This is a genomic window from Virgibacillus sp. LDC1 (assembly GCF_025792345.1).
In the GTDB taxonomy this organism is placed as follows: domain Bacteria; phylum Bacillota; class Bacilli; order Paenibacillales; family Paenibacillaceae; genus Paenibacillus_AQ; species Paenibacillus_AQ lautus.
Map to the genome: position 1 here is coordinate 2556297 of NZ_JAOXLZ010000001.1, position 21972 is coordinate 2578268.

General features: G+C 50.6%; 19 protein-coding genes and 1 pseudogene. 3 read left to right on the forward strand and 17 right to left on the reverse strand.

What is annotated here, in order from left to right; genetic code table 11:
* The first annotated feature begins 110 nt into the window (after nt 1–110).
* Complete coding sequence (locus tag OHJ21_RS11400) at nt 111–1097, forward strand: DNA-3-methyladenine glycosylase family protein (RefSeq protein WP_486020081.1); 987 nt, start codon at nt 111–113, stop codon at nt 1095–1097.
* Between the two features lie 96 nt (nt 1098–1193).
* Here OHJ21_RS11400 and OHJ21_RS11405 read toward each other — a convergent pair whose 3' ends face one another.
* The 10 genes and pseudogenes from OHJ21_RS11405 to OHJ21_RS11450 form a co-directional block, all read right to left on the reverse strand.
* The gene (locus OHJ21_RS11405) at nt 1194–1667 is read right to left on the reverse strand and encodes a DUF3574 domain-containing protein (RefSeq protein WP_215154538.1); all 474 of its coding nucleotides are present in this window, start codon (nt 1665–1667) and stop codon (nt 1194–1196) included.
* 226 nt (nt 1668–1893) lie between these two features.
* Nucleotides 1894–2940: pseudogene (locus OHJ21_RS11410) on the reverse strand (ATP synthase beta subunit C-terminal domain-containing protein).
* Nucleotides 2941–3013: 73 nt separating this feature from the next.
* Entirely contained in the window at nt 3014–3970 is a 957-nt protein-coding gene (locus OHJ21_RS11415; protein WP_486020083.1) for an acetamidase/formamidase family protein, read from the reverse strand.
* A 190-nt stretch (nt 3971–4160) separates the two neighbouring features.
* Nucleotides 4161–5243 carry a glycoside hydrolase family 172 protein gene (locus OHJ21_RS11420; protein ID WP_486020084.1) on the reverse strand — a complete coding sequence of 361 codons (1083 nt, stop codon included), beginning with the start codon at nt 5241–5243 and terminating at the stop codon, nt 4161–4163.
* Between the two features lie 98 nt (nt 5244–5341).
* Nucleotides 5342–7018 carry a ribulokinase gene (locus tag OHJ21_RS11425; protein WP_486020085.1) on the reverse strand — a complete coding sequence of 559 codons (1677 nt, stop codon included), beginning with the start codon at nt 7016–7018 and terminating at the stop codon, nt 5342–5344.
* Nucleotides 7019–7190: 172 nt separating this feature from the next.
* The gene (locus OHJ21_RS11430) at nt 7191–8198 is read right to left on the reverse strand and encodes a LacI family DNA-binding transcriptional regulator (protein WP_326120314.1); all 1008 of its coding nucleotides are present in this window, start codon (nt 8196–8198) and stop codon (nt 7191–7193) included.
* A gap of 316 nt (nt 8199–8514) precedes the next feature.
* Nucleotides 8515–9345 (reverse strand): aminoglycoside phosphotransferase family protein, encoded by an 831-nt coding sequence (locus tag OHJ21_RS11435; RefSeq protein WP_486020087.1) that lies wholly within the window; start codon nt 9343–9345, stop codon nt 8515–8517.
* Nucleotides 9346–9364: 19 nt separating this feature from the next.
* Nucleotides 9365–9895, reverse strand: a complete 531-nt coding sequence (locus OHJ21_RS11440) for a hypothetical protein (RefSeq protein WP_486020088.1) — start codon at nt 9893–9895, stop codon at nt 9365–9367.
* 70 nt (nt 9896–9965) lie between these two features.
* Nucleotides 9966–10088 carry a hypothetical protein gene (locus OHJ21_RS11445; protein ID WP_279300449.1) on the reverse strand — a complete coding sequence of 41 codons (123 nt, stop codon included), beginning with the start codon at nt 10086–10088 and terminating at the stop codon, nt 9966–9968.
* A gap of 183 nt (nt 10089–10271) precedes the next feature.
* Nucleotides 10272–12152, reverse strand: a complete 1881-nt coding sequence (locus OHJ21_RS11450; RefSeq protein WP_486020089.1) for a beta-L-arabinofuranosidase domain-containing protein — start codon at nt 12150–12152, stop codon at nt 10272–10274.
* Nucleotides 12153–12343: 191 nt separating this feature from the next.
* Here OHJ21_RS11450 and OHJ21_RS11455 point away from each other — a divergent pair, with 191 nt between their 5' ends.
* Nucleotides 12344–13204, forward strand: coding sequence for a helix-turn-helix transcriptional regulator (locus OHJ21_RS11455; protein ID WP_486020090.1), 861 nt, complete (start codon nt 12344–12346; stop codon nt 13202–13204).
* Between the two features lie 26 nt (nt 13205–13230).
* Here the strand turns inward: OHJ21_RS11455 and OHJ21_RS11460 are convergent, their stop codons facing one another.
* From OHJ21_RS11460 to OHJ21_RS11470, 3 genes are all read right to left on the reverse strand, one after another.
* Nucleotides 13231–14025, reverse strand: coding sequence for an SDR family NAD(P)-dependent oxidoreductase (locus OHJ21_RS11460; protein ID WP_486020091.1), 795 nt, complete (start codon nt 14023–14025; stop codon nt 13231–13233).
* Between the two features lie 118 nt (nt 14026–14143).
* A complete protein-coding gene (locus tag OHJ21_RS11465; protein WP_486020092.1) occupies nt 14144–14989 on the reverse strand; it encodes an aldo/keto reductase in 846 nt (281 codons plus the stop codon).
* A gap of 115 nt (nt 14990–15104) precedes the next feature.
* On the reverse strand, nt 15105–16310 hold the full coding sequence (locus OHJ21_RS11470) for an MFS transporter (RefSeq protein ID WP_486020093.1): 1206 nt from the start codon (nt 16308–16310) through the stop codon (nt 15105–15107).
* Nucleotides 16311–16501: 191 nt separating this feature from the next.
* Between OHJ21_RS11470 and OHJ21_RS11475 the strand changes: the two genes are divergently transcribed.
* The gene (locus OHJ21_RS11475) at nt 16502–16906 is read left to right on the forward strand and encodes a winged helix-turn-helix transcriptional regulator (protein WP_100537757.1); all 405 of its coding nucleotides are present in this window, start codon (nt 16502–16504) and stop codon (nt 16904–16906) included.
* 137 nt (nt 16907–17043) lie between these two features.
* Here the strand turns inward: OHJ21_RS11475 and OHJ21_RS11480 are convergent, their stop codons facing one another.
* From OHJ21_RS11480 to OHJ21_RS11495, 4 genes are read right to left on the reverse strand one after another with little or no spacing between them, the layout of a single operon-like run.
* Nucleotides 17044–18042, reverse strand: coding sequence for an ABC transporter substrate-binding protein (locus tag OHJ21_RS11480; RefSeq protein ID WP_486020094.1), 999 nt, complete (start codon nt 18040–18042; stop codon nt 17044–17046).
* A 32-nt stretch (nt 18043–18074) separates the two neighbouring features.
* A complete protein-coding gene (locus OHJ21_RS11485; protein ID WP_326113206.1) occupies nt 18075–19790 on the reverse strand; it encodes an ABC transporter ATP-binding protein in 1716 nt (571 codons plus the stop codon).
* Nucleotides 19791–19843: 53 nt separating this feature from the next.
* Nucleotides 19844–20878, reverse strand: a complete 1035-nt coding sequence (locus OHJ21_RS11490; RefSeq protein WP_100537760.1) for a FecCD family ABC transporter permease — start codon at nt 20876–20878, stop codon at nt 19844–19846.
* Nucleotides 20879–21934 carry a FecCD family ABC transporter permease gene (locus OHJ21_RS11495; protein ID WP_326113205.1) on the reverse strand — a complete coding sequence of 352 codons (1056 nt, stop codon included), beginning with the start codon at nt 21932–21934 and terminating at the stop codon, nt 20879–20881. It abuts the gene before it with no gap.
* Nucleotides 21935–21972: the final 38 nt, after the last annotated feature.

Here is a 21972-nt window from a genome sequence, read left to right on the forward strand (position 1 = left end):
AGGATATCCTTGTTGTACGCTTTTTGGAATAGAAGAGCAAGATAACAAAATTATACGCCCCCTGTTTATGGTACAACTAGTATAGATAATTCCAGGAGCGAAAGGAAACGATGAAGATGCAGGAACGAAACCAGACACATGACGACAAGCGATATCCTATCGAGAATCAACTCCCCCGGGACAGCTGGGAAGATCATGCCGAAGCCATAAGGCTTTTCGTACCGAAGGAGTTCAGTTTTACGGAGAACCTTAATTATTTGCAAAGATCGCCGAACGAATGTCTTTATCATATCCGGAATGACAGGATCTACCGGGCTATCCCACTTGATGGTGATATCGCTGTAATTGAAGTCAGTGCGGAGCCTCAGGAGCAAGCGATCCTTGTTCGGTTCTTGGGGAATACGGCCCCCTCCGATCCTTGCAAGCGGGCGGAAGTTGCGGGTTATGTCCGGGACTGGTTCGATCTGAATACCGATCTCGTACCGTTTTATACGATGGCGGAGACAGATCCATTGCTCAGTCAAGCCGTTCAGTCCTTCTATGGACTTCGCAACATGGGCATTCCCGATTTGTTCGAGGCTTTGTGCTGGGGCATTCTGGGGCAGCAGATTAACCTGGCCTATGCCTATACGTTAAAAAGACGTTTCGTTGAAGCCTTCGGCCGCCGCGTGGAGTGTGAAGGAGAGGTGTACTGGATCTTCCCAAGTCCTGAGGACATAGCACCGCTGCTCGTTGAAGACCTGGACGGGCTTCGGATGACCGTGAAAAAAGGCGAGTATCTTATTGGAGTTGCTCAGCTTATGGTAGAAGGAAAATTGACGAAGGAGCAGCTGCTTGAAGCAGGCAGCTTGAAACAAGCGGAGAAACAATTGGTCAGCATCCGCGGGATCGGACCGTGGACGGCCAACTATGTGCTGATGCGCTGTTTGCGAATGCCGGCGGCTTTTCCCATCGATGATGTGGGTCTGCACAATGCCATCAAACATCTGCTGGGCTTGGAGGTCAAACCGACGAAGAAGGAAATACTGGAGTTGTCGGCTGCATGGGCGAACTGGGAATCCTACGCCACCTTTTATCTGTGGAGGTTTCTCTATTAAAGCCGAAACAAAAAATAAAGAGGATGTCTCCCTCTTCTGCCATCACAGACAGAAGGGAGACCTCCCCATTTATCACATCGTGGGTCCGAGAATCCACTACTCAATGAAATACAGTTTGCCGTCAACCTCGAGGGAAATGGCGGATTGCGCCAGATCGTCCTTAAGCTTCTTCGCATAGTCAACCACTTGATTAAGAGCGTCCTTGTCCAGTTTCTCGGCAAAAGCATACACGATCGTTACTTTTTCCTTGATGAGGGTTTTGTTGTTGTCTACCCAAGCTCCTTCACCCGGAATCGCCGTTGCCCCGCCAAACCAGCCGGACAGCTTCGTCAGCGTTTGGTCGACAAACTTCTGATGAGCTGCGTCCGTAATTGGAATGTCCCCCTTCACCGTTGAAGGCACGTAAATCTTAACGACATGATCCAAGTGGAACTGATCGTTCAGAGCACTCTGTGTAATGGCCGTTGCCGTCGGATTTCCCTCTGCACTGAAAGACTGTTGGACCGGTACTACGATAAGTGTTAACAATAATGCCGCTGCAAATGCGATAAGCCAACCTTTTCTCTTCATGTCCATTTCTCCTTTATGTATGGTCTCGTGTCCCGTACAAGGATGGCATTACTGTTGTCCAGTGCAATCCTTCCTGCCATCCGCACGATTCAGACTAGCACATATTATATACTGGCCTTTTCTTATCAGCTATGGGACATACGGATTATATTATGCGGAATCATGCAAAAAAGCCGATATTCCCGATAAACAAACTACGAGAAATCGACTTTTGAAGGATACAGTACTATTTTATTGTCCCGATCCAGGATAAACTCTCCACTGATCGGTGATCCATGCTGCCGTTCAAAATAGCTTGAACATCATGCAGCGTATCCTGCAAATGAACCCGCTCGCCTGGTAACCCGGTATAAGCTTCGGCAACGTAAAAAGGCTGCGTAAGATAGGCCTCGAGCCGTTCTCCCCGCTCTTAAACCTCCGTCTCGGAAGCCGGAATAGCCTGCAATCCTCGCACTTGAACCAGTGAACGCAGCTCGCGATAACGGCGCAGCAGCTTTTGGGCCCGCTGTTGGACGGATAAGTGAGCCTGATCCAGATGAACGCCTTCCGATACGGATGATGTGGAATATAACGGGTTCACGGCAGGGAACATATGTCTTGCCGCCAGATCGGCATCGAAATACCACAACGTCTCCAGCGGTCCGTAAGGCATATCTTCATCAACAACCCCACCTTTGAGGTCCACAAGAAAAGTCGTGACCTGCCTCATGCCCTCTTGTTGAAAACGTTCCTGAAGAGCGTAGATATGGCCGGTCAAGACGTGCTCCCGGTCCGCTGCAAACACAATGTCTTTCTCGGTATTCGCATTCGCCACAATGGAATAGGTTTCTTCTATAGAATAAGCAACCTTTTCTACGTCGTTCAGCATATCCTGCAGTTCGGGATGTTCCCCTTCCGGCTTTAGCAAAATCGTCATGAACCCTTCCTGCTTGAAGTGATGAAACAGCTCGCCGAGCAGCACCAGTTGGCCCATTCCGGGACGGGCGACCAGACCAACGGTACCGCCTTTTGCCAAAGGGGCAAATAGATCAAGCGGTTTGATGCCGGTTTCGATCATCTCCACGCTTTCCCCGCGCAGGATCAGTTCATCCAGACTGCATTTCGCCAGAGATGCCAAAGCGGCAATGGTACGGACTTCCGCCCGACCAACGGGTATTTTTCCCGTACATAGATTGGAAACCGTGGCGGGCCGCAATCCGACGGATTTGGCTGCGCTGGTCAGGTTCGGAACCCTTTGTCGTAAAAGTGATACATTCAGCTTCAGATTGTCCAAGTGCGTACACCCTTTTTAATAAATAGATTGATGGTTCTGCTTCATCTCTTCAGAAAAGAATCTTAACTTCCTTTCATCTCAACGCCCCAAAAGGTAAAAATGCGTGCACACCCTTTAGGATGTTCACGATCTGGGTTACCCGCAGATCCACCGTCAAGGTGGCGTAAGCGTACGCCTCTGTTCTTGAAATAGAGTAAAGCTCAGTCATGAGATCCAGCATCCCGCTTAATGCCATCCACATGGCTTCGTCCAGATCCTCGTGAAACCCCATCGTAAGCCAGCCGGTACTCGTCTTCGCTCTGGGCATCGTTATGGGCATGTCTTCTCGGACATGAAAGGTTAAACTCACCTTCTCCATAGGGCATTCCAGGGCGGGACCGCTAACTTCGCCGTCACCCTGAGCCGCATGTCCATCCCCTGTTGAGAACAGCCCGCCATCCACCGGGATCGGCAGATACAAGGTGCTGCCGGCGGTTAATTCTTTGCAATCAAGATTTCCTCCATAGGGGCGAGGTACAAAAGTGGAATGCTGACCCTTTTCTTTCGGCGGCATGCCCATAATTCCCATAAACGGTTTCAGGCCGATGCTGTACATGAAATCTCCGAACTGGCTCTTGCCTGTCATTGTCCGGGCATCCAATTCAAAGTCCAACGTCACTTCCTTGGCGTCGGCCACGCCCAGCTTCTCGTTCCAATAGCTCGGAAAACCTCCGGCAGAGGTCCATCCCCACGAACCGGGAACGACTTCGTTGATCCGGATCTCCAATGTAAGCCCGGGTGTAGCCCCTTGGATATGGACGGGACCTAATAAAGCATGCCCAAAATGCTTCTCCAGCCGTTCCGGCTTGCGCTCCGTAAACTTCGTTCTCGCCGCGCCTGGAGAAGATCGCTTCTCCAGTCCCCAACCCGCATCTAAGGTTTGATACACAACGGTATCCCCTGACTGAATAAATAGGGCGGGCTCAAGCTCCTTGCTAAAAAATCCGTGAAGTGTGTGAATATCCGGATTTAGATTATGAACCTTTGACATCCGTTTCTCTCCCTTCACCCCCATGAACAGAGTGGTCATTCAATGTCTCATTATCATTCCCGGTTGGACCAAAGTGGGTCGTCGGAAAACACAAAAAACCGTCCACTGCGCAGCATCGCTGCGAGGGACGGTTCATCACCATGCTCAGTTAAATTTCCACCTTACCGGCTGGTAAGCAATAGCTCCTCCTTTATATAACCTCCCGCTTATCATTATCCGGAAGCTCTGGGAATGGCGCATGGGGCTCGGCCTGATACCAGAACGCCGTCGATGCAATATCGCTCTGCTGCGGAAGATACCTTCCTCCGGACCTCCAGCCGAGATCCTGAATGGTCACGCGAAGATCGCTTTGAAAGCGGATCGGATCCATGACATGCCATCGATACATGCCAAAACGCTGCTGGCTTCGATACAATCCGTCCGGCTTCAGCACTTGGTGCATCCCCAAATATGGCGTCGAGTAGGTTCGATAGGTACCGATCGGCTGCTCCCAATTCCAGGCCCCGCCAAAATAATCCTCCGTTCCCGTACCGCAAAGGGTCGGATAATCCTGATCCCCGTCCATATAGAACTTGATCTCGCCTTCGCCCCACCAGCCGTTATTATTCACCTGCCACGCTAGGTAAGTCCCTACATAGTGCCCGTGTCCAGTCACCCCATCCAGAATGGTGTAAACCTCTTTATAAGGAACGGGATTCGTTCTCCGCCACTGCGCATGAAAATAAGCCTCATCATCCGGGATGTCCGTCAGCGTATAGTCAATTTGGTAGTAAAGGACTGCCTTTTCCGGCGCACGGTTCTCCATCGTCAAACGGGCATGCTTGCGGAAGGGCATCTGCCAGTAGCTGTTCATGCCGCCGGCCGGATTCACGGCAACCGGAATCGAATTGACATCGCTGCGCTCTCCCCATCCGTTACAGAACAAATCGCCGACGGGCACCTCAACCGAAGGGTCTTTCTCATCATCCCAATACATGCGGATAATCAGATTGCGCCACAGCGTTGGATGACAGGTCAGCCAGATATGCTGAATCGCTCCGGGACCCTGAATGTCCCCCATCGTAAACGTTTCTCCCGGTAAAATCTCCACGGAAGGAGAGACCTTCCAGCCTATGCCCAGATCCCTGGAAGCCGCTGCGCCCGTGCCGTCGGTGGCCATGCCGCCTTTTCCTTTTTCACCGGTAAAATTCTCCGCGCTGATGGATCTCGTCTGCGCATTGGACAGCCGGGATAAATTTCCGAGGTGCATGTTGAGCCCATTAAAGTTCATCATCTGTTATCACTCCTTTTAGTATGTAAAGACAATCCGGCGATATATTTCGTTGCTGCCAGGTTTTAATCCCTCGTTCATTTAGGTGTTCATTCTTACGCTCATTCCAGTAATTTTCCGCTCCGTAATGCCTTCAAGCGTTTCAGCACCCCGTTTTCGCCTCTTCCCAAATAATCATGAAGTCCTTTATATTCCTTGTATAATTGATCATATACACGCACGTTGGCCTCAATCGGCTTAAAGGTCTCTTCGCGAACACGTGCCATGACTTCTGCAGCCTCCACGATGCTCCCAAAGCCTCCCTGCTCTTTACCTGCCGCGACGGCGCCGAACATAGCTGCACCAAAAGCGGCCGTTTGGACGGTATCCGCTACTTTAATTTCCTTGCCGGTAACGTCAGCATAGATTTGCATCAATAGTCGGTTTCGCTGCGGCAATCCGCCGCAAGCATAGAGCTCCTGGACTTCTACGCCGCTTTCGGTAAAGGCCTCGATGATCGCCCGCGTTCCAAAGGCGGTGGCCTCCAGCAGCGCCCGGTATATTTCAGCCGGCTTGGTCTGGAGGGTCAATCCGAGGATGACGCCGCTCAGATCGGCGTCCATCAGTACGGAACGGCTTCCATTCCACCAGTCGAGAGCCAGCAGTCCGCTTTGGCCAGGCGCATATTGGACCGCTTCCCTCTCAAGCCACTCATGAATGCCAAGGCGCTCTTCGGCAGCCTTGCGCCGGACATATTCCGGTACTGCCTCATCCACATACCAGGCGAATATATCGCCAACGGCCGACTGGCCCGCCTCATAACCGTAATAACCGGGAATGATCCCGTCCTCGACGACACCGCAAATGCCTTCCCCCGCCACTTCCTTGTCGCTTAAGATCAAATGACAAGTAGAGGTTCCCATGGCGAGCACCAGTTTGCCCGGGGTTACCACACTGACGGCCGGCACCATGGCATGGGCATCGATGTTGGCTACAGCTACCGCGGTGCCCGGCAGCAGGCCGGTTAAGGCTGCCATCGATTCGGTTAATCCGCCCGCTTTCGAACCCAGTGGCTTGATCGGTCCTCTCAGCTTCGTCTCCACGAGGGACCCGAATCTCGGGTCAAGCGACTGCAGGAATTCCTTGGACGGATATCCCTCACGTTTATGCCAATTGGCTTTATAGCCTGCGGTGCAGCTGCTCCGTGCGAGCTGACCGGTCAATTGCATGACCACCCAATCGGCAGCCTCCATGAACAGTACAGCTTGCTCGTACAGCTCGGGAGCTTCATTCAGAATCTGTAAAGACTTCGCTAGCATCCACTCCGAGGACAGCTTCCCTCCGTAACGTGCAAGAAATTTCTCCCCACGCCGCTTAGCGGCTTCATTGATCAGGTTCGCTTCATCCTGCGCCGCGTGGTGCTTCCACAGCTTTACCCAGCTATGGGGATTGTTCCTCCATTCCTCCAGCATGCACAGCGGAGTCCCTCCGGCATCCAGCGGCATCATCGTGCATGCCGTGAAATCGATGCCGATCCCGATGACTTGATCTGGTGGTACGTTTGCCTCCGACAACACACGCGGGATGGATTGCCGAAGCACCTCCATGTAGTCGCCCGGATGCTGAAGCGCCCAATCCTGCTCCAGCTTCAAACCGGAGTGGACCAGAACCTCGTCCATGACCCCGTGCATGTATGGCGTCACATGGGTAGCAACTTCTTGCCCGGTCGTGATATCAACCAACAGAGCTCTGCCCGATTCCGTACCGAAATCCACGCCAATGGTGTATAACTGCTTCATGTTATCTGCCTCCTATTGTACAAAGGACCATAAGCTGCGCATGCCCGGTAATCGGCCGAGACCGGCTCCAGTCCGCCGAAGGCGGTCCAGGCGCGATTAACCGGAATATCCGTTCCTTCCTCTGGGACATTGTGTATGCATACCAGAATGCAAAGCATCGATCCCAAAGTGATCAATTCAGCTGTTTCACTTCATTGATGTAAATCTTGATTTCCGGTTCAGACAACGGAGCTTCTTCGCGAATTCGACTTAGAAGAATCTCTCCGGCTTTGATCCCCATGTCATAGGGATGCTGTTCCATATAATAGAGTCCCGATTCCTTGAGTAATGGACCGGCCTCTACCTCACCGAAAGAAGCTACCGCTATGTCGGCCGGAATCTTTAGACCGCTGCGTACAATTTCAAGCAGAACGCCAAGACTCATTCGGTTGTTCAGGGATATAATTGCAGTTGGCCGACGCTCCGAACTCAGAAAATGCCGCACCGCCCGGATTCCGTCCTCTGTAGAGAAGTCACCGTTATATACCATGGGTTCCTCGTTCAGCCCGTATTCCTTCATCGCCTTCCGAACACCGTCAAGCCGTTCCCTGCCCGTGCTGGATCTCGTTGGACCGTTTACCACACCAATTGCCGTATGCCCATCCTCAAGCAGCTTCCGGGTTAGGCGGGATGCGCCTTCGATATTGTCCTCGGCTACCAGATCGAGACTCACCCCCGTTTCCGGCGAGTCCAGCTTTCGGTCTACGAGAACAATCGGCATTTTGGAATCCGCCAGCTGCTGGATCGCCGGGTCATTGCCGCCAGACGTCGCCAGTACGACGGCATCCACGCGCTTTTCCTGCATAAGCTTAAGCAATCGTCTTTCCTTGTCCGGATTCTCATCCGAGCTGCAGAATATAAGCTGAAAGCCTTCTTTGCCTACAATATCCTCAATACCTCTGGAAATGCCCATAAAATAAGGGTTGGAAATATCGGGAACGACGACCCCGATCATATAGGTCCGGTCCTGCTTCAGACTGCGGGCGATGGCGCTTGGCCGGTAATTTAACTGGTTCACCGCGGCCATCACTCGCTCTTTAATCTCATCGCTTACATAATCGCTGTCGTTCAGCACTCTTGAAACGGTGGCCGTGGATACTTCTGCTGCCGCCGCTACTTGTTTAATCGTTGCTTTTGCCAAACATTGTTCACCTCAAAACGTCATGATTCCGATATGTAATCGATTACGTAAACGATTACAAACAAAGATTACAAGAATGGACATGCTGATGTCAACCCTCTTTTTTAAATCTTCGGAGAAAGATTTAATCGAGCTTTTTGCATACCTTCTACTTCTCTTCTTGGCGGATTGAAAGGGGATCACGCTGCTTCTTATAGACAAAAAAGCCCCTACCATCATGTAAAATGGCTATAAGGGGCTCAGAGTACTGCTGCAAGCTTCCGCATATCTATCCACCTCTTATCTGAGAACCGGCTGTGTATGTTTTGGCTCAGACTTAAACAAGCTTGAAATTTAAATACTTGTTGCTCGTAAGTATGGACCTAACCCTTGCGATCGTATCCTTTCTAATGGGTGGGTGGTCCACTCTACTGAGCAAAACCCAGCGAAGACAGGCTATGGCTTCAAACAACTCAAGCTCATCCGCTTCGTATCGTTTCTCGGTACAAAATGCAGCACGGTAGAAGGAAGCTCGCTTCTCGCTTACATATATCCACATTAAGATAATCGACCATCCGATATCATATCTGGGATCACCCATCTGGACATTCGTCCAATCGATCACAGTCAGTTCGTTTTCATTCTCAAGAATATTGCCAAGGTGGTAATCGCCATGGATAACACATTCTTGTTTCATGCCCGCACGCTGAACAAGCTCCATCAATGGGTGTAGGATATCGGGGTACTCATCCATTCGAGGATAAAAATAGGAGATGAAGTCATAATCCGGCAGCCCGGAGCCTTTCAGGCTATCCAGAGGAAGTTTATGTATATCCATTAGAATCTTTGCAAGTTTCAATAATTTAGGCTGATCGACCTTTTGAACGGGCGTACCGTCGTAACTGGTCAGCAATATCGGATTGCCATTCCGGTCTGACCCCCAGCCCAAAGGCTTCGACACCGCTCTTCCATGCGAGCTTAATGCATTCAATATTTGATATTGCATCTGAACGTTTGGCTTGGACTTTTTATTCCATACCTTTAATACATAGTCTGCCGTTGACGTGGCGATCTTCACCACCTCAGCTTCCAGACCGGAATCTAACGGGACGACTTGAATGGTAGTTTCATGTTCCAGCAATAACTCAAGCGTCTCGCTTTTCTCCAACCAGTTTATTTCCCGCAAATTACATTCCTCCGTCATTGTGCAACGACTCGATGGTTGTGAAAATACGCGAATAGACAGCTTTGATATTGGTCTCATTCATAACATTGTTGTATAATCCGTAACCCCAATATTGATCATCCTTGCCGTAATATCCTGTTGCGAACATATCCGTTGAAAGATCTTGAACCTCATCATAGGACAATTCTTCGATCGTGAAGGGGACATGAGATTTGCTAGACTCGATATAGAAAAAAGGAACTTCAGCCTTGTTATAAACTTCTGTATACTTGGGCTCAGAAGCTTCCACCAGATGTTCTTTCGTTATGAACACGGCGTCAAGCTCAGGAGAAAGGTCTAGCTCCTCTAGCTGCTCAAACGTAACCTCCTTAAAATCCACATGTCCTTCCTCCCTAACCTGCGGTGTTTCTCCGATCACACCAATAACGAGGCTTCTGCCCTCATAAAGGGGCATATCGATCGAATCCGTCTTAGAAACGCAGCCCATTACAATAAAACTAATAAACAACAAGACCATTGAAATTTTTTTCATATGGAGAGCTCCTTCGGTCATTTTTCCTTCTCGGCAACCCGTACATTCCTTTTATATGTTTTTCTCACTTTCAATATCCATATTCGATTCGTGGTGTACCCACACCCTCCGCCCCTATTTTTCCCGGGAACACAAGGATGGTTAACAGAGCCAGCCATGCCGAGATATTAAATATGCGCTTATCTATTCTCACCTGATCACCTCCATGGATTGATAGCTACTAACATCGGGGAATGCAGCCCAGTACCATCTTTTCCAATAACTCCATATTATGTGTATTTCTGAGCTTCGTAAACACTTATCTTAACCTTGAACGCATATCTGTACAACAAAAAAACCGCGATCAACGCGGTTTTGATGATGCAATCCATCTTGCTTATTTCTTAGCGACCTTTTTCCGCTCTCCAATCAGAGGAAATTCACCGATCCGAAGCCTGGCGCTTCCATACGGAACTAACTCCAATTCCGTCATGGGCTGTCCGTCCGTGTTCGGATGAAGCGGAGGGTTTCCGGCGTTGTTGCCTTCCATTTTCCAATCCCGAATCAGTTGGCCCTTAACCTTCACTCTGACAGGCGCATCCTTCGCCAGGAACGGCTGGCTGACCATATCCTGTTCTAGTACCTCGAATGACGTATCGGCGACCAAACCGTATTTCCAAGGCGAAGCAGGATATACCTCCCAATCGTGGAACATGTCGCGCTGCCGGATCATCTGCCAGTTCTCCTTCACGGGCAGCACATACACCAGAGGCCCTCTCTCAATGCTGGTAGCGTACATGCTGCGCGACACGGTCTTCACTTCCATGGGCAAATGAATCTCCAATCGGTCGCCGTTCTGCCAGTTCTGTACGATCCTTGCATAACCGGACTCCACTTCGAATGGCAATTCCTGCCCATTCAGAGTTATGACGGGATCGTCGCACCAGGCCGGGATGCGCAGCGATAGAGCGAACGACTCCGCGTGTTCCAACGACAATTTGATTTGAACGCGATCCTTGAATGGATATTCTCCGGTTACCTCGACTACAGCGGGAACGCCTTGACGACCGACTGTGGTTCTCACCGTACATGGCGCATAGGACACGGCAACAAGCCCGTCCTCCTGATCCTTCATCCATAAATGAGAGGTCAGCTTGGGCCAGCCCTGATGCATGTTAGCCGTGCAGCATCCGAAGTTCGGCTCCAGGCCGAAGACGTTGGCGTCCGGGCTGTTGCTCCAGGACCGCGGAGCGACATTGCAGATCATCTGGTTGACTTGCTGATCATACTGATGCGAGGTCCAATCCGGAGAGATGGCGGCAGGAAGCGCATTAAAAGCGACCTTCTCCAGGATATCCCCGAAACGTCCGTCCCCGAAAATACGCGTCAGCTGCTCCATCGAGAACATATACTCCACGACGGCACATAATTCCACGCCTTGACTCGGATGGGTGCCGGATAACCACTCGTCCCCGGAAAACATGCCGTGCGCTTGACCGTGGTACGTCATCAGGGAATCAATGCCCCGATGTACGCTTTCTCGCTCCACCGGATTTCCGTTCAGTTCATACAGCAAGCCCGGCGTTTTGATTCCCATCGCCACATTCACGACATGGGTTGTCCAATCCCACTCTTCGACCTTTCGCCAGAACGGAAAATCATGAAAGATATCGCTCCAGTCCGTGGTTTGTCCGGCAACGATATCGGCAAGCTCTAACAGAAAGGGCTGCTTCGTACGTCTATATAACCACACCATGCACAGCAGCATCTCTGCTCCCCTTGTTTGGGCCCAGCCCCGCAGCGGTTGTTCCTCGATAACCGAATGGACATAAGTGAAAAACTTCGTGAGAAAAGGGATGATCCGTTCATCGCCCGTTGCTTCTTCATGCTGCATCATCACTTTCAGCATGATCATGTAATGCCACCAGTCCTGCTCCTTATCAATATCCTGATTGACGGAGGTTATGCGCGCCGGACCGAACATGCCATTTTCCTGCTGACTGGTAAGCGACCACTCGACCCAGCGATTCGCTTTGGCAATCAAAGACTCGTCTTCAAGCAAATAAGCTAACGGAAGCAAGCCATCGACATAATACGGTCCCCGTTCCCAGCTCTCTCCTTGACCGCCGAGCCACCCATTCTCATCCCCTACGTCCTTCCACTGTTCTTCCAAATGTCCGGTAAACCCGCTTGCTTGAATCTCCAACTGACTCTTAAGCCAGCCGGCCGGTTTAATTGCTCTAAGCGGCAAGCTGTTAAAGGCAGGATTATGCAGCATCCATTTCCACGCTCCTTGTTTCTGTCTTGTAGGTGCACACTCTGGTAGAAATATACCATCTGGGCCAGGCGTACCCTATACACAGAAACAACATCTTTTTATCCGATTGCAACTTGCTGTCTTATTGAATCCGGATCAGCAAAACGATTATCATAGAGAAAAGCTCGTTTGAGGAGGAGGCCTGGCCGCAGATGATCTTCCAGTTCACGGCGCCGCCGCTACCGCACTATATGATTTGTGGAGAAGATACCTATCAGGTAGGAGACAAACATCCGGATCGCTATAACATCGGGGTCTTTGATCTGATTCTGGTGACAAGAGGGACATTATTCCTGGAGGAGAACGGCGTTGCTTACAGGGTAAAGAGCGGCTGCCACCTGATTCTAAGGCCCGATGCCGCGCACCGGACATATCTGCCCTGTCAGGAGGAGACCCACTTTTATTGGCTGCATTTTCAGACACTCGGTCGTTGGATTGAAACGGAGGAACTGACCCTTTTTGCCTTATCGCAAACCGATCAGCCTTATGTACAGATCGAGAGTTTTTCTTTTTACATACCCAAGTATGGAGAGCTGCCCACGATAGAGCAAGCGAGACTCCTGATCGAACAATTGCAGAACCTTCAGCAATCATCTTCTTCCGCGGCACGCTGGAAGCAGCAGCAGCTGCTGCATGAGCTGCTCCTGCTGTTTCAGGCCGAAGAGGAAGGAATCCAGCATCAGAATCCTCAATATGCCATAGCCGAACGAACCGCCAACTATTTGAGACAACATTACAAGGAACCGGTGAGCTACCAGCAATTATCCGATGCGATGCATTTCCACCAGAACTATCTTTCGATCTGTATGAAAAAAACGTTTGGCTGCACGCCCCTGGAATTTCTGACTCGGCATCGGATCGAACAAGCAAAGCAAATGTTGATCCACACCAATGATCCGATTGGACGTATTGCCGAAGAATCCGGGTTCGGTTCATTTCCGTATTTCATTCGCTGCTTTGTTCGTTATACAGGCTTCAAACCCAAATCCTTTAGGCAAAAATACCGTTCCTAACAGAGCGTTCACAGCACCACGGTAGCTTAGAATACGCTTCGTACCAAGCCTCCGTCGATTCGAAGCGCTGAACCGTTAATCGCCGAGGATTTGGGACTGCTGAGATACGTAACAAAATCCGCAATCTCGTCTGGTCGAATCAATCGCTGAATAATGGAAGTCGGCCGATTTTCCTTCATAAACCGCTGCTCGGCTTCTTCGATCGAAAGATCCTCATCCGGATATAGCGTATTCAGCATCGTTTCCACGCCTTCCGTAAGAGTGGATCCAGGCATGACGGTATTCACCGTTACGCGGGTTCCTGTCGTCAGCTCGGCCAAGCTCCGGGAAAGGGACAACTGCATCGTCTTGGTTGCGCTGTAATGTGCCATCTCCTGGGAAGGCATGACGGCTGCTTCACTCGCGATAAAAATAATTCGACCTTCATTGCGATTGATCATGTTCTTCAAATAGTGCCGGGTTAACCGAACACCGCTCATGATATTGGTCTCGAAGAACCTGAACCAATCCGCGTCAGGGATATCGAAAAATTCAGCAGGCTCAAAAATCCCTAAATTATTGATCAGAATATCAACGACCGGAGCAGCTTCCCTGACCTGATGGCAGCCCTCCTCCGTTCCAAGATCCGCCACAGCAATACGCAGCTCGGCATCCGGATGCACAGCGTGAATGTCATGGATCGTCTGTTTTACTTTATCCTCATGCCTTCCATTAATAATGACGGAAGCTCCCTCGGCTGCAAGCGACATGGCAATCGCTTTGCCAATACCGGATGTCGAGCCCGTTACCAAGGCGACTTTTCCCTTTAGATCCATATTCATTATGCTCTCTCCTTCCGTTATGTAGGATTGGACTCTCCTGACCCCTGTTGTGCTGCCGGCAGTACAGGAGAGCCACAATATTCATTACACTTGTATTCTTGCCGTTCACGCAGATTTCTTAGAAATCAAAATTGTCGGGATCCGGTCCCACTCTGTGATCCTGATTCAAGCTGTCGATGCGCTGCATCTCCTCAACAGACAATTCAAAATCAAAGATGGCGGCATTCTCGGCGATCCGATGTTCTTTGGTCGATTTCGGAATCGTGACCACGCCGTTCTGTAAATCCCAACGAAGAATAATCTGGGCAATGGATTTATGATGTTTGTCGGCAATGTTTCGAAGCTCCTCTTGATCCAGCAGCTGTCCTTGCATTAAAGGAGACCAAGCCTCAAGCTGAATTCCGTTGGCCTGACAGTACGATTGCAATTCTTTTTGCGTTAATCGGGGATGATATTCCACCTGGTTCACCATCGGTTTGATTTCCGTTTCCTTCATTAACCGCTCCAGATGATGGATCTGGAAGTTGCTCACACCGATCGCTTTCACGCGTCCTTCTTTGTACAACGTTTCTAACGCCTTCCACGCCTCTATATATTTCCCTTCAACCGGCCAGTGTATAAGGTACAAATCCAAATATTCCAGGCCTAGTTTCCGTAGACTCTCCTCGTAAGCCTTCATAGTCGATTCATAACCCAGATCAGCATTCCACACTTTGGATGTGACAAACAGATCTTCCCGCTTAAAACCGGCAGCTTCCAAGCCCTCGCGAATGCCTTGTCCGACGCCTTCTTCATTGCCGTATATGGCGGCCGTGTCCACGCTGCGATACCCATGCTGGATGGCTGTACGTACGGCATTCACCAGCTCCGGTCCTTCTTCTACTTTAAATACGCCTAATCCAAACCAAGGCATGTTGACGCCATTATATAAAATGGTTGTATCTTGTAAGTGTTGTGCTGTCATGTTGATAAACCTCCGAACATTTTTTTGGTTGTGATTAAATTAACCTATAATGAAGTATCTCCGATAAAACGCTTAGACATCACCTCCCTTCATCATAAAATAATCACTCAGGCATTCAGGCCGCTTGCTTATCCGGCTTCTCCGAGTTCTTCCGTTCCAGCTTCAAGCTCCATCCCGTAAGGACGATGGCACCTACTACCATGAGCGCTCCGATCCATGCCGTATGAATCAGGCCCATGGAATTCGTGATCAAGCCGCCCAGAAAAGCCCCGATGGCGATGCCTGCATTAAATGCGGCAATGTTCAGCGCGGACGCCATATTCACGGCTCCGGGTGCAAACCGCTCAGCCAGCATTACGACATAAACCTGCAAACCCGGCACATTCATGAAAGCCAGAAATCCCATGAGAATAATCGTGATGAGTCCCGCTACTTGAAACGGTGCGGTAAACGTAAGCGTCAACAGCACCAACGCTTGGGCGATGAACATATAGAATAGTGCTTTAAGCGGGTTGCGATTGGCTGCCTTACCGCCGATCACATTCCCGACCGCAATGGCGATCCCGTATACAAGGAGGATAATGGCCACCGTATTTTCCTTGAAGCCTGTTATATCCTGCAGCAATGGGGATAAATAAGTGAAGACCACAAAGGTGCCGCCATAACCGAGGGCCGTAATCTGGAGCATGAGCAGCAGTCTGCCATTCGTCAGCAGTTTAGCCTGATCACGGAATGAAGTGCGTTCTCCTTTTGGCAAGTCCGATGGGACCAGGATACTATTCGCAATCAGCGCAACAAGGCCGACCACAACAATCGCAACAAAAGCAAGTCTCCAGCCCCACTGCTGACCGATAAACGTTCCAAGCGGAACGCCGGTGACCGTAGCTACCGTCAGGCCCGTAAACATAATGGAAATCGCCGATGCCCTGCGGTTCTCAGGCACCACGCTTGCGGCGATGATCGAACCGATCGACATGAATACGCCATGGGAAAAGGCCGAAAGCACGCGTGCGGCAAGCAGAATACCAATGGAAGCTGCGCTGGCCGCCAAGCTATTACCGATGATAAAAATGATCATAATCCAGAGCAGCAACGTTTTTCTGGACATCCTGGACGTTAGCGATGTTAGGATTGGCGCACCAAAGGTAACGCCCAGCGCATACATCGAAACGGTTAATCCGGCCGTCGTTACGGATATATTCATATCCTCCGCAATCAACGGCAGCAGCCCTACGCTGATAAATTCCGTTGTTCCGATAGCGAAGGCACTAACGGCAAGCGCCAGCAGCGCAAATAAACTTCTTCTTTTATCTATCATCATGGTGTTGATATTTCCCCCTATCCTATTCTCTTGCTTGTATATTGTAAAAATATTGAGTATGGTGTAATCCAGCTGGCAAATGCTATTATGATCTATATCGTTTTTTGTGTGAAGAACGTACTTTTTTGTAATGTAGGTACCTGACAGTACCCTAGGCACTTTTTAGTGCCTATAGAAATAGGAGGATGACTATGCAAGCAAAGAAATACAACATCGCCGTCGAAGCGACATTGGAAGTGATCGGAGGCAAGTGGAAATGCGTCATTCTGTGTCACCTGACCCATGGCCGTAAACGAACCAATGAACTGAAGCGTCTCATGCCGCATATCACGCAAAAAATGTTGACCCAGCAGCTGCGGGAGCTCGAGGATGATGGCGTGATCAATCGCATTATCCATAATCAAGTGCCGCCCAAAGTGGAATATGAGTTGAGCGATTACGGCATGAGTTTGAGCGGAATTCTGGATATGCTCTGTGCATGGGGAGAAAAACATATCACGAAAGTATATGGGGACAAATTCAGCGTGCTTGAAGATAGTATTCTGAATGATAAACTGAAAGTCTCGGAAGAGCCCACAACCACAGATGCACGCTAAACCTGATTGATAAGCGATCCTGATGCAACAAAGGGCAAGGTCCGTGATTGCGGACCTTGCCCTTTTCGTATAAACCATCTCTTCCTAGCATATTCGAAATCGCCCAGCAATCTATCGGGGATCACCGATACCGCTGGTTATTTCGTGTCCTCCTTCTCTTTTTGGCTGACGATCATTTCCGTCACTTCCTCGGCCTGGGCCAGTACAGCAATGGGATCAAACGGCCAGAACCGCTTGGCATCCAGATAAAACACGCGATCCTGCTTCACCGCCTCAATCGATGTCCATACCTTATCCTTCTTATCCATCTCGGCACCGTTAGACTCATCAAAGAAGATATAATCGCCTGCATAATCGTTGAGCACTTCCAGGGAGACCTCTTTGTATGTCACGTTGGCATCAATCAATTCTTTTTGAATCGTTGCCGGAGGTGTTAGCTGAAGCTCCTTGTAGATCGCCAAGCCCCCGCGATAAATGCCGTCACCGTACAGATAGAAGGTTTTGCCGAATGCGCCAAAGATCGAGAACGTCTCTCCCTCTTCCACCACACCATTCACTTTCGCGCGCAGTCCTTCTATTTTCTCATCAAAATCAGCTAGCCATTCCTTCGCTTCTTCTTCTTTGCCTAGAATAGCCCCCAATCCCTCCACTTCTTCGTGCACGCTTCGATAGGTTTCATAAGGGAGAATGACCGTCGGTGCGATTTTGGACAATTTCTCGTATAATTCCGGGTCCGAGTTAGCGCTGATAATCAGGTCGGGGTTTAATTCCACAATCTTTTCCGCAGCGCTTTCCCCTGTGTTCTCTATGCCCTCAATCATGTCTTGAATATGGACGTTCTCGAGATCCGTCGCTGTCGCGCCGACCGGCTTTTCTCCGAGCAGCAGCAGAGTTGGCAGGTAGGCATCAACTACAATCCGCTCGGGAGCGGCCGGAATTTCGATTTCTCCGTTAATCGTATCCACCTTTCTAGTCGTGGGCGCTGAGGCCTCAGTCTGAGACTTGTCCGTGCCCGCAGCGGTTTCACCGGCAGAGCCCCCATTATTCGCGGTATTTCCATTCCCACTGCATGCCGAAATAACGATCGAGCATAAGACAAGCGTGGAGAGCATGACACGTATTTTAGAATTGAACATGTTTTATCCTCCTAATAAAATGATGGCTGGATTTAAGCTCCGAATTGAGCTCGATGTAATCGGCTGTATATGCCGTGCGCCGCGAGCAGATCCTCATGGATTCCTTGTTCGGCAATGCCTTTGTCTGCAACAACCACAATGCGGTCTGCATTCTTGATCGTTGCTAGCCGGTGTGCAATCACCAGGGTCGTACGTCCCTCCGACAGTTCGGCCAGCGCCTGCTGAATCGCCGCTTCGGTCTCCGCATCCAATGCAGACGTCGCTTCATCCAGAATAAGAATCGGCGGGTTCTTGAGGAACATCCGGGCGATCGACAGGCGCTGTTTCTGTCCGCCGGACAGCTTAACGCCTCTCTCGCCGATTAAGGTGTCCAGCCCATCCGGAAGCGAAGCGACCAGCTCCTCAAGCTGGGCACGGCTCACGGCTTCCATCATGTCGCTCTCTGCAGCGTTGAGCCGGCCGTAGGCAATATTTTCGCGGATGCTGCCGTCAAACAGGAAAACATCCTGCTGCACGATGCCAATATGGGAACGAAGGGATTGCAGCGTCATGTCTCGGATATCGATCCCGTCAATCGTTATCCGCCCGGCTTCAACGTCATAGAAACGCGGCAGCAAAGAGCACAACGTTGTCTTGCCTGCTCCGGAAGGACCCACAAGCGCAACGGTTTCACCTGCTCGGATGGACAAACTGACATTCTGCAGCACTTGATCTTTGTTCTCGTACCCGAAGGATACCCCGTCAAAGGCAATGTCTCCCCGCAGATGGTTAACCGGCTTTGCATCCGGCGTATCCGCAACGTCCGGTTCGCTCTCAAGCAGCTCCAAATAACGCTTAAAGCCGGCGATTCCCTTCGGATACATCTCAATGACCGCATTGATCTGTTTAATCGGACCCAGGAACACATTGGACAGCATAACAAAAGCGATAAATTCCCCGTTGGTCATCCGGCCTTCGATCACGAACCAAGTACCGCACACCAAAACGAACAGGGAAATGAATTTCATCAGGATAAAGCTGATCGAAGAATTCCAAGCCATAATGCGGTAGGCAATCAGCTTTGTCACGCGGAAGCGGTTGTTGTTCTCAGCAAAACGCGTCATTTCATGCTCCTCATTCGAAAAGGCTTGAACCACGCGGATACCGCTGACGTTGTTCTCCACACGTGCGTTGTAATCGGCAATATCGGAGAACATGCGCTTGAACGCTGCCGACATTTTTCCGCTGAAATACAGCGATAAATAAATCATCAATGGAACGATCACAAACGTCATTACGGCAAGCTGCCAATTAATCCCGAGCATGATGCCCAAGGCTCCGGCAAGCGTCATAAGGGCAATGAACAGATCTTCCGGACCGTGGTGGGCAATTTCCCCGATATCCATCAGGTCGTTTGTCATCCGCGAGACTAGATGCCCCGTCTTGTTATTGTCAAAAAAACGGAAGGATTGCTTCTGCACCCGATCAAACAGCTTTTTGCGCATATCCGTCTCAATGTTGATGCCGAGTTTATGCCCCCAATAGGTGACCACGTAATGTAAGAAAGAACTGACAACATAAATGCCGAGAAGACCCAGACAAGCGTACAAGATCCACTTCCAGTTGCCGCTCGGCAGCAAGTCGTCTATCACGCGGTTGACAGCAACCGGGAATATCAATTCCAGCAAAGCTGCAAAGATCGCGCAGCAAAAATCCAATATGAACAGCCCTTTATAAGGCTTGTAGTAGGAAAAAAATCGACGCAGCATAAGGACCTCCTTAATCCGTAATTCCGTTATAGAAATGAGCAAGTCCTTCCCTTTTAAGCTCTCGACCTGGATAGCAGGTAGAGGAAATAGGGAGCGCCAATTACCGCAACCACGATCCCCGTCGGAATCTCTGAAGGTTGTATGATCCAACGTCCAAGGGTATCGGCCGTGATGACCAGCAATGCACCGACCAGCGCTGTTACCGGCAGCAGCATCTGATGCTTCGCACCGACCAAGCGCCTGGACAGGTGGGGCGCGATAAGTCCGACAAATCCAATTCCGCCGCTTACCGCGACGCAGGAGGCTGCTAAGCCAACCGCCGCAGCCAGCAGCTTCAGTTGCTCCCTTGTGACGGAAGCACCGAGTCCGGTTGCCATCGATTCTCCAAGATTGAGAACGTTCATCACCTGCGCTTTGTACATGACGAAGGGCAACAGCACAAGTATCCATGGGAGCAAGGCCAGGACGAACTTCCAGCTGGAACCCCAGATGCTTCCTGCTAGCCAAGTGGCAACAAACTGGTATTTTTCAGGACTCAAGCGCAGTGTTAGCACGATCATAGCCGCACTAATGCCAGCCGCAACGGCAATCCCCGTTAAGAGCAGCCCTGTCGGCTTAAAGCCCTGATTCTTCTTATAGGCCAGCACGCATATTAAGGCAGCGGTTAAGCTTGCCCCAATCAGTGCAAGAACCGGCAGTAAATAGACCGGGGCCGCCGTCGTGCTCGGGAAAAATGAAATAAACAGCATCACCATCAAGCCAGCTCCCGCATTAATCCCCAAGATTCCGGGATCCGCCAGCTCATTACGGGAAATCCCCTGCATGACGCAGCCCGATATCGCTAACCCGGCACCAATAAGAATTGAAATCACGATCCGCGGCAAACGGAATTCAAACAGCACCAGTTCCTGCTTGTCCGTCCCGCTGCCAAACAGGGTTTTTATGACCTCAAACGGCGATAAACGGATCACCCCCGTGTTCATACTGATCAGAAAGACCAGAATGATTAATGCAACCAGGACAAACAATGTCATGAACCTGCGCTTCCTGCCTTTTCGTTCATGCATATTATTGGTAACAGCTTCCATTCACAGTTCCCTCCTTTCTTTGCGTGCCAAGTAGAGGAAGAAGGGCACCCCGATCAACGCGATGATCGCGCCCACCGGTGTCTCGTAAGGGGGGTTCACCATTCTTGCCGCAAGGTCGGCAATGACGACCAGCAAGCTCCCAAGTACTGCCGAGCAAGGAATGATGAGCCGGTAATCCACGCCGACCAGCTTGCGCGTGACGTGCGGAATCATGAGACCGACAAAGCCTACCGCACCGACAACCGAGACGGCAGCGCCTGCCAGCACCAGCACGATAACCGTTCCGGCCAGCTTGACGAGTCCTGTTCGCTGTCCGAGCCCGCGGGCAATTTCATCGCCGAGGCTAAGCATGGTAATGGAGCGTGACAACGCAATAGCTCCCAATATAGCAGCGACGATCCACGGCAGCATAATCTTCAGATGGACCCACTTAATCCCCGCCGTTCCGCCGGCATACCAGAATGCCATGTCCTGTCCGACCTGAAAATACAATGCGATGCCTTCGCTAAGCGCACTTAACAGAGCACTAAGCGCAGCACCAGCCAGAACAAGACGTACCGGTGTCAGACCGCCTTTTGCCATGGAACTGACACCATACACGAGGACCGCACCTAATCCTGCCCCAAGGAATGAGAACAGAATCAGATACATATAAGGCAGCCCCGGAAAAAATGAAAAGCAGAGGGCAATGGCAAAACCCGCTCCCGCATTTAATCCGAGCAAACCTGAATCAGCGAGCGGATTCCGGGTCATCCCCTGCATGATCGCGCCCGATACCGCAAAGCAAGCGCCAACCATCGCACCACCGAGGACCCGCGGCAAGCGCAGCTCCTGTATAATCTGATGCTCCGTCACATCGGGATTAAAGAAGAACACCGCCTCCCATACCTTTCGCAGATCAATCTCGGCCGCCCCGAGTGATATCGATAAAGCTATGCCAAGCACCAGCGCTGCCACGCCTCCGGTGAGAATCAGGGTCGCAGCCCATGGTCGCCCCTTGAGTTTAACGTGGGTCTTGGAATCTGTAAGACTTGGATTGGACGTGTTTGATGACATCATTTTCCCCTCAATACTTTGATATTGATTCTCATTAT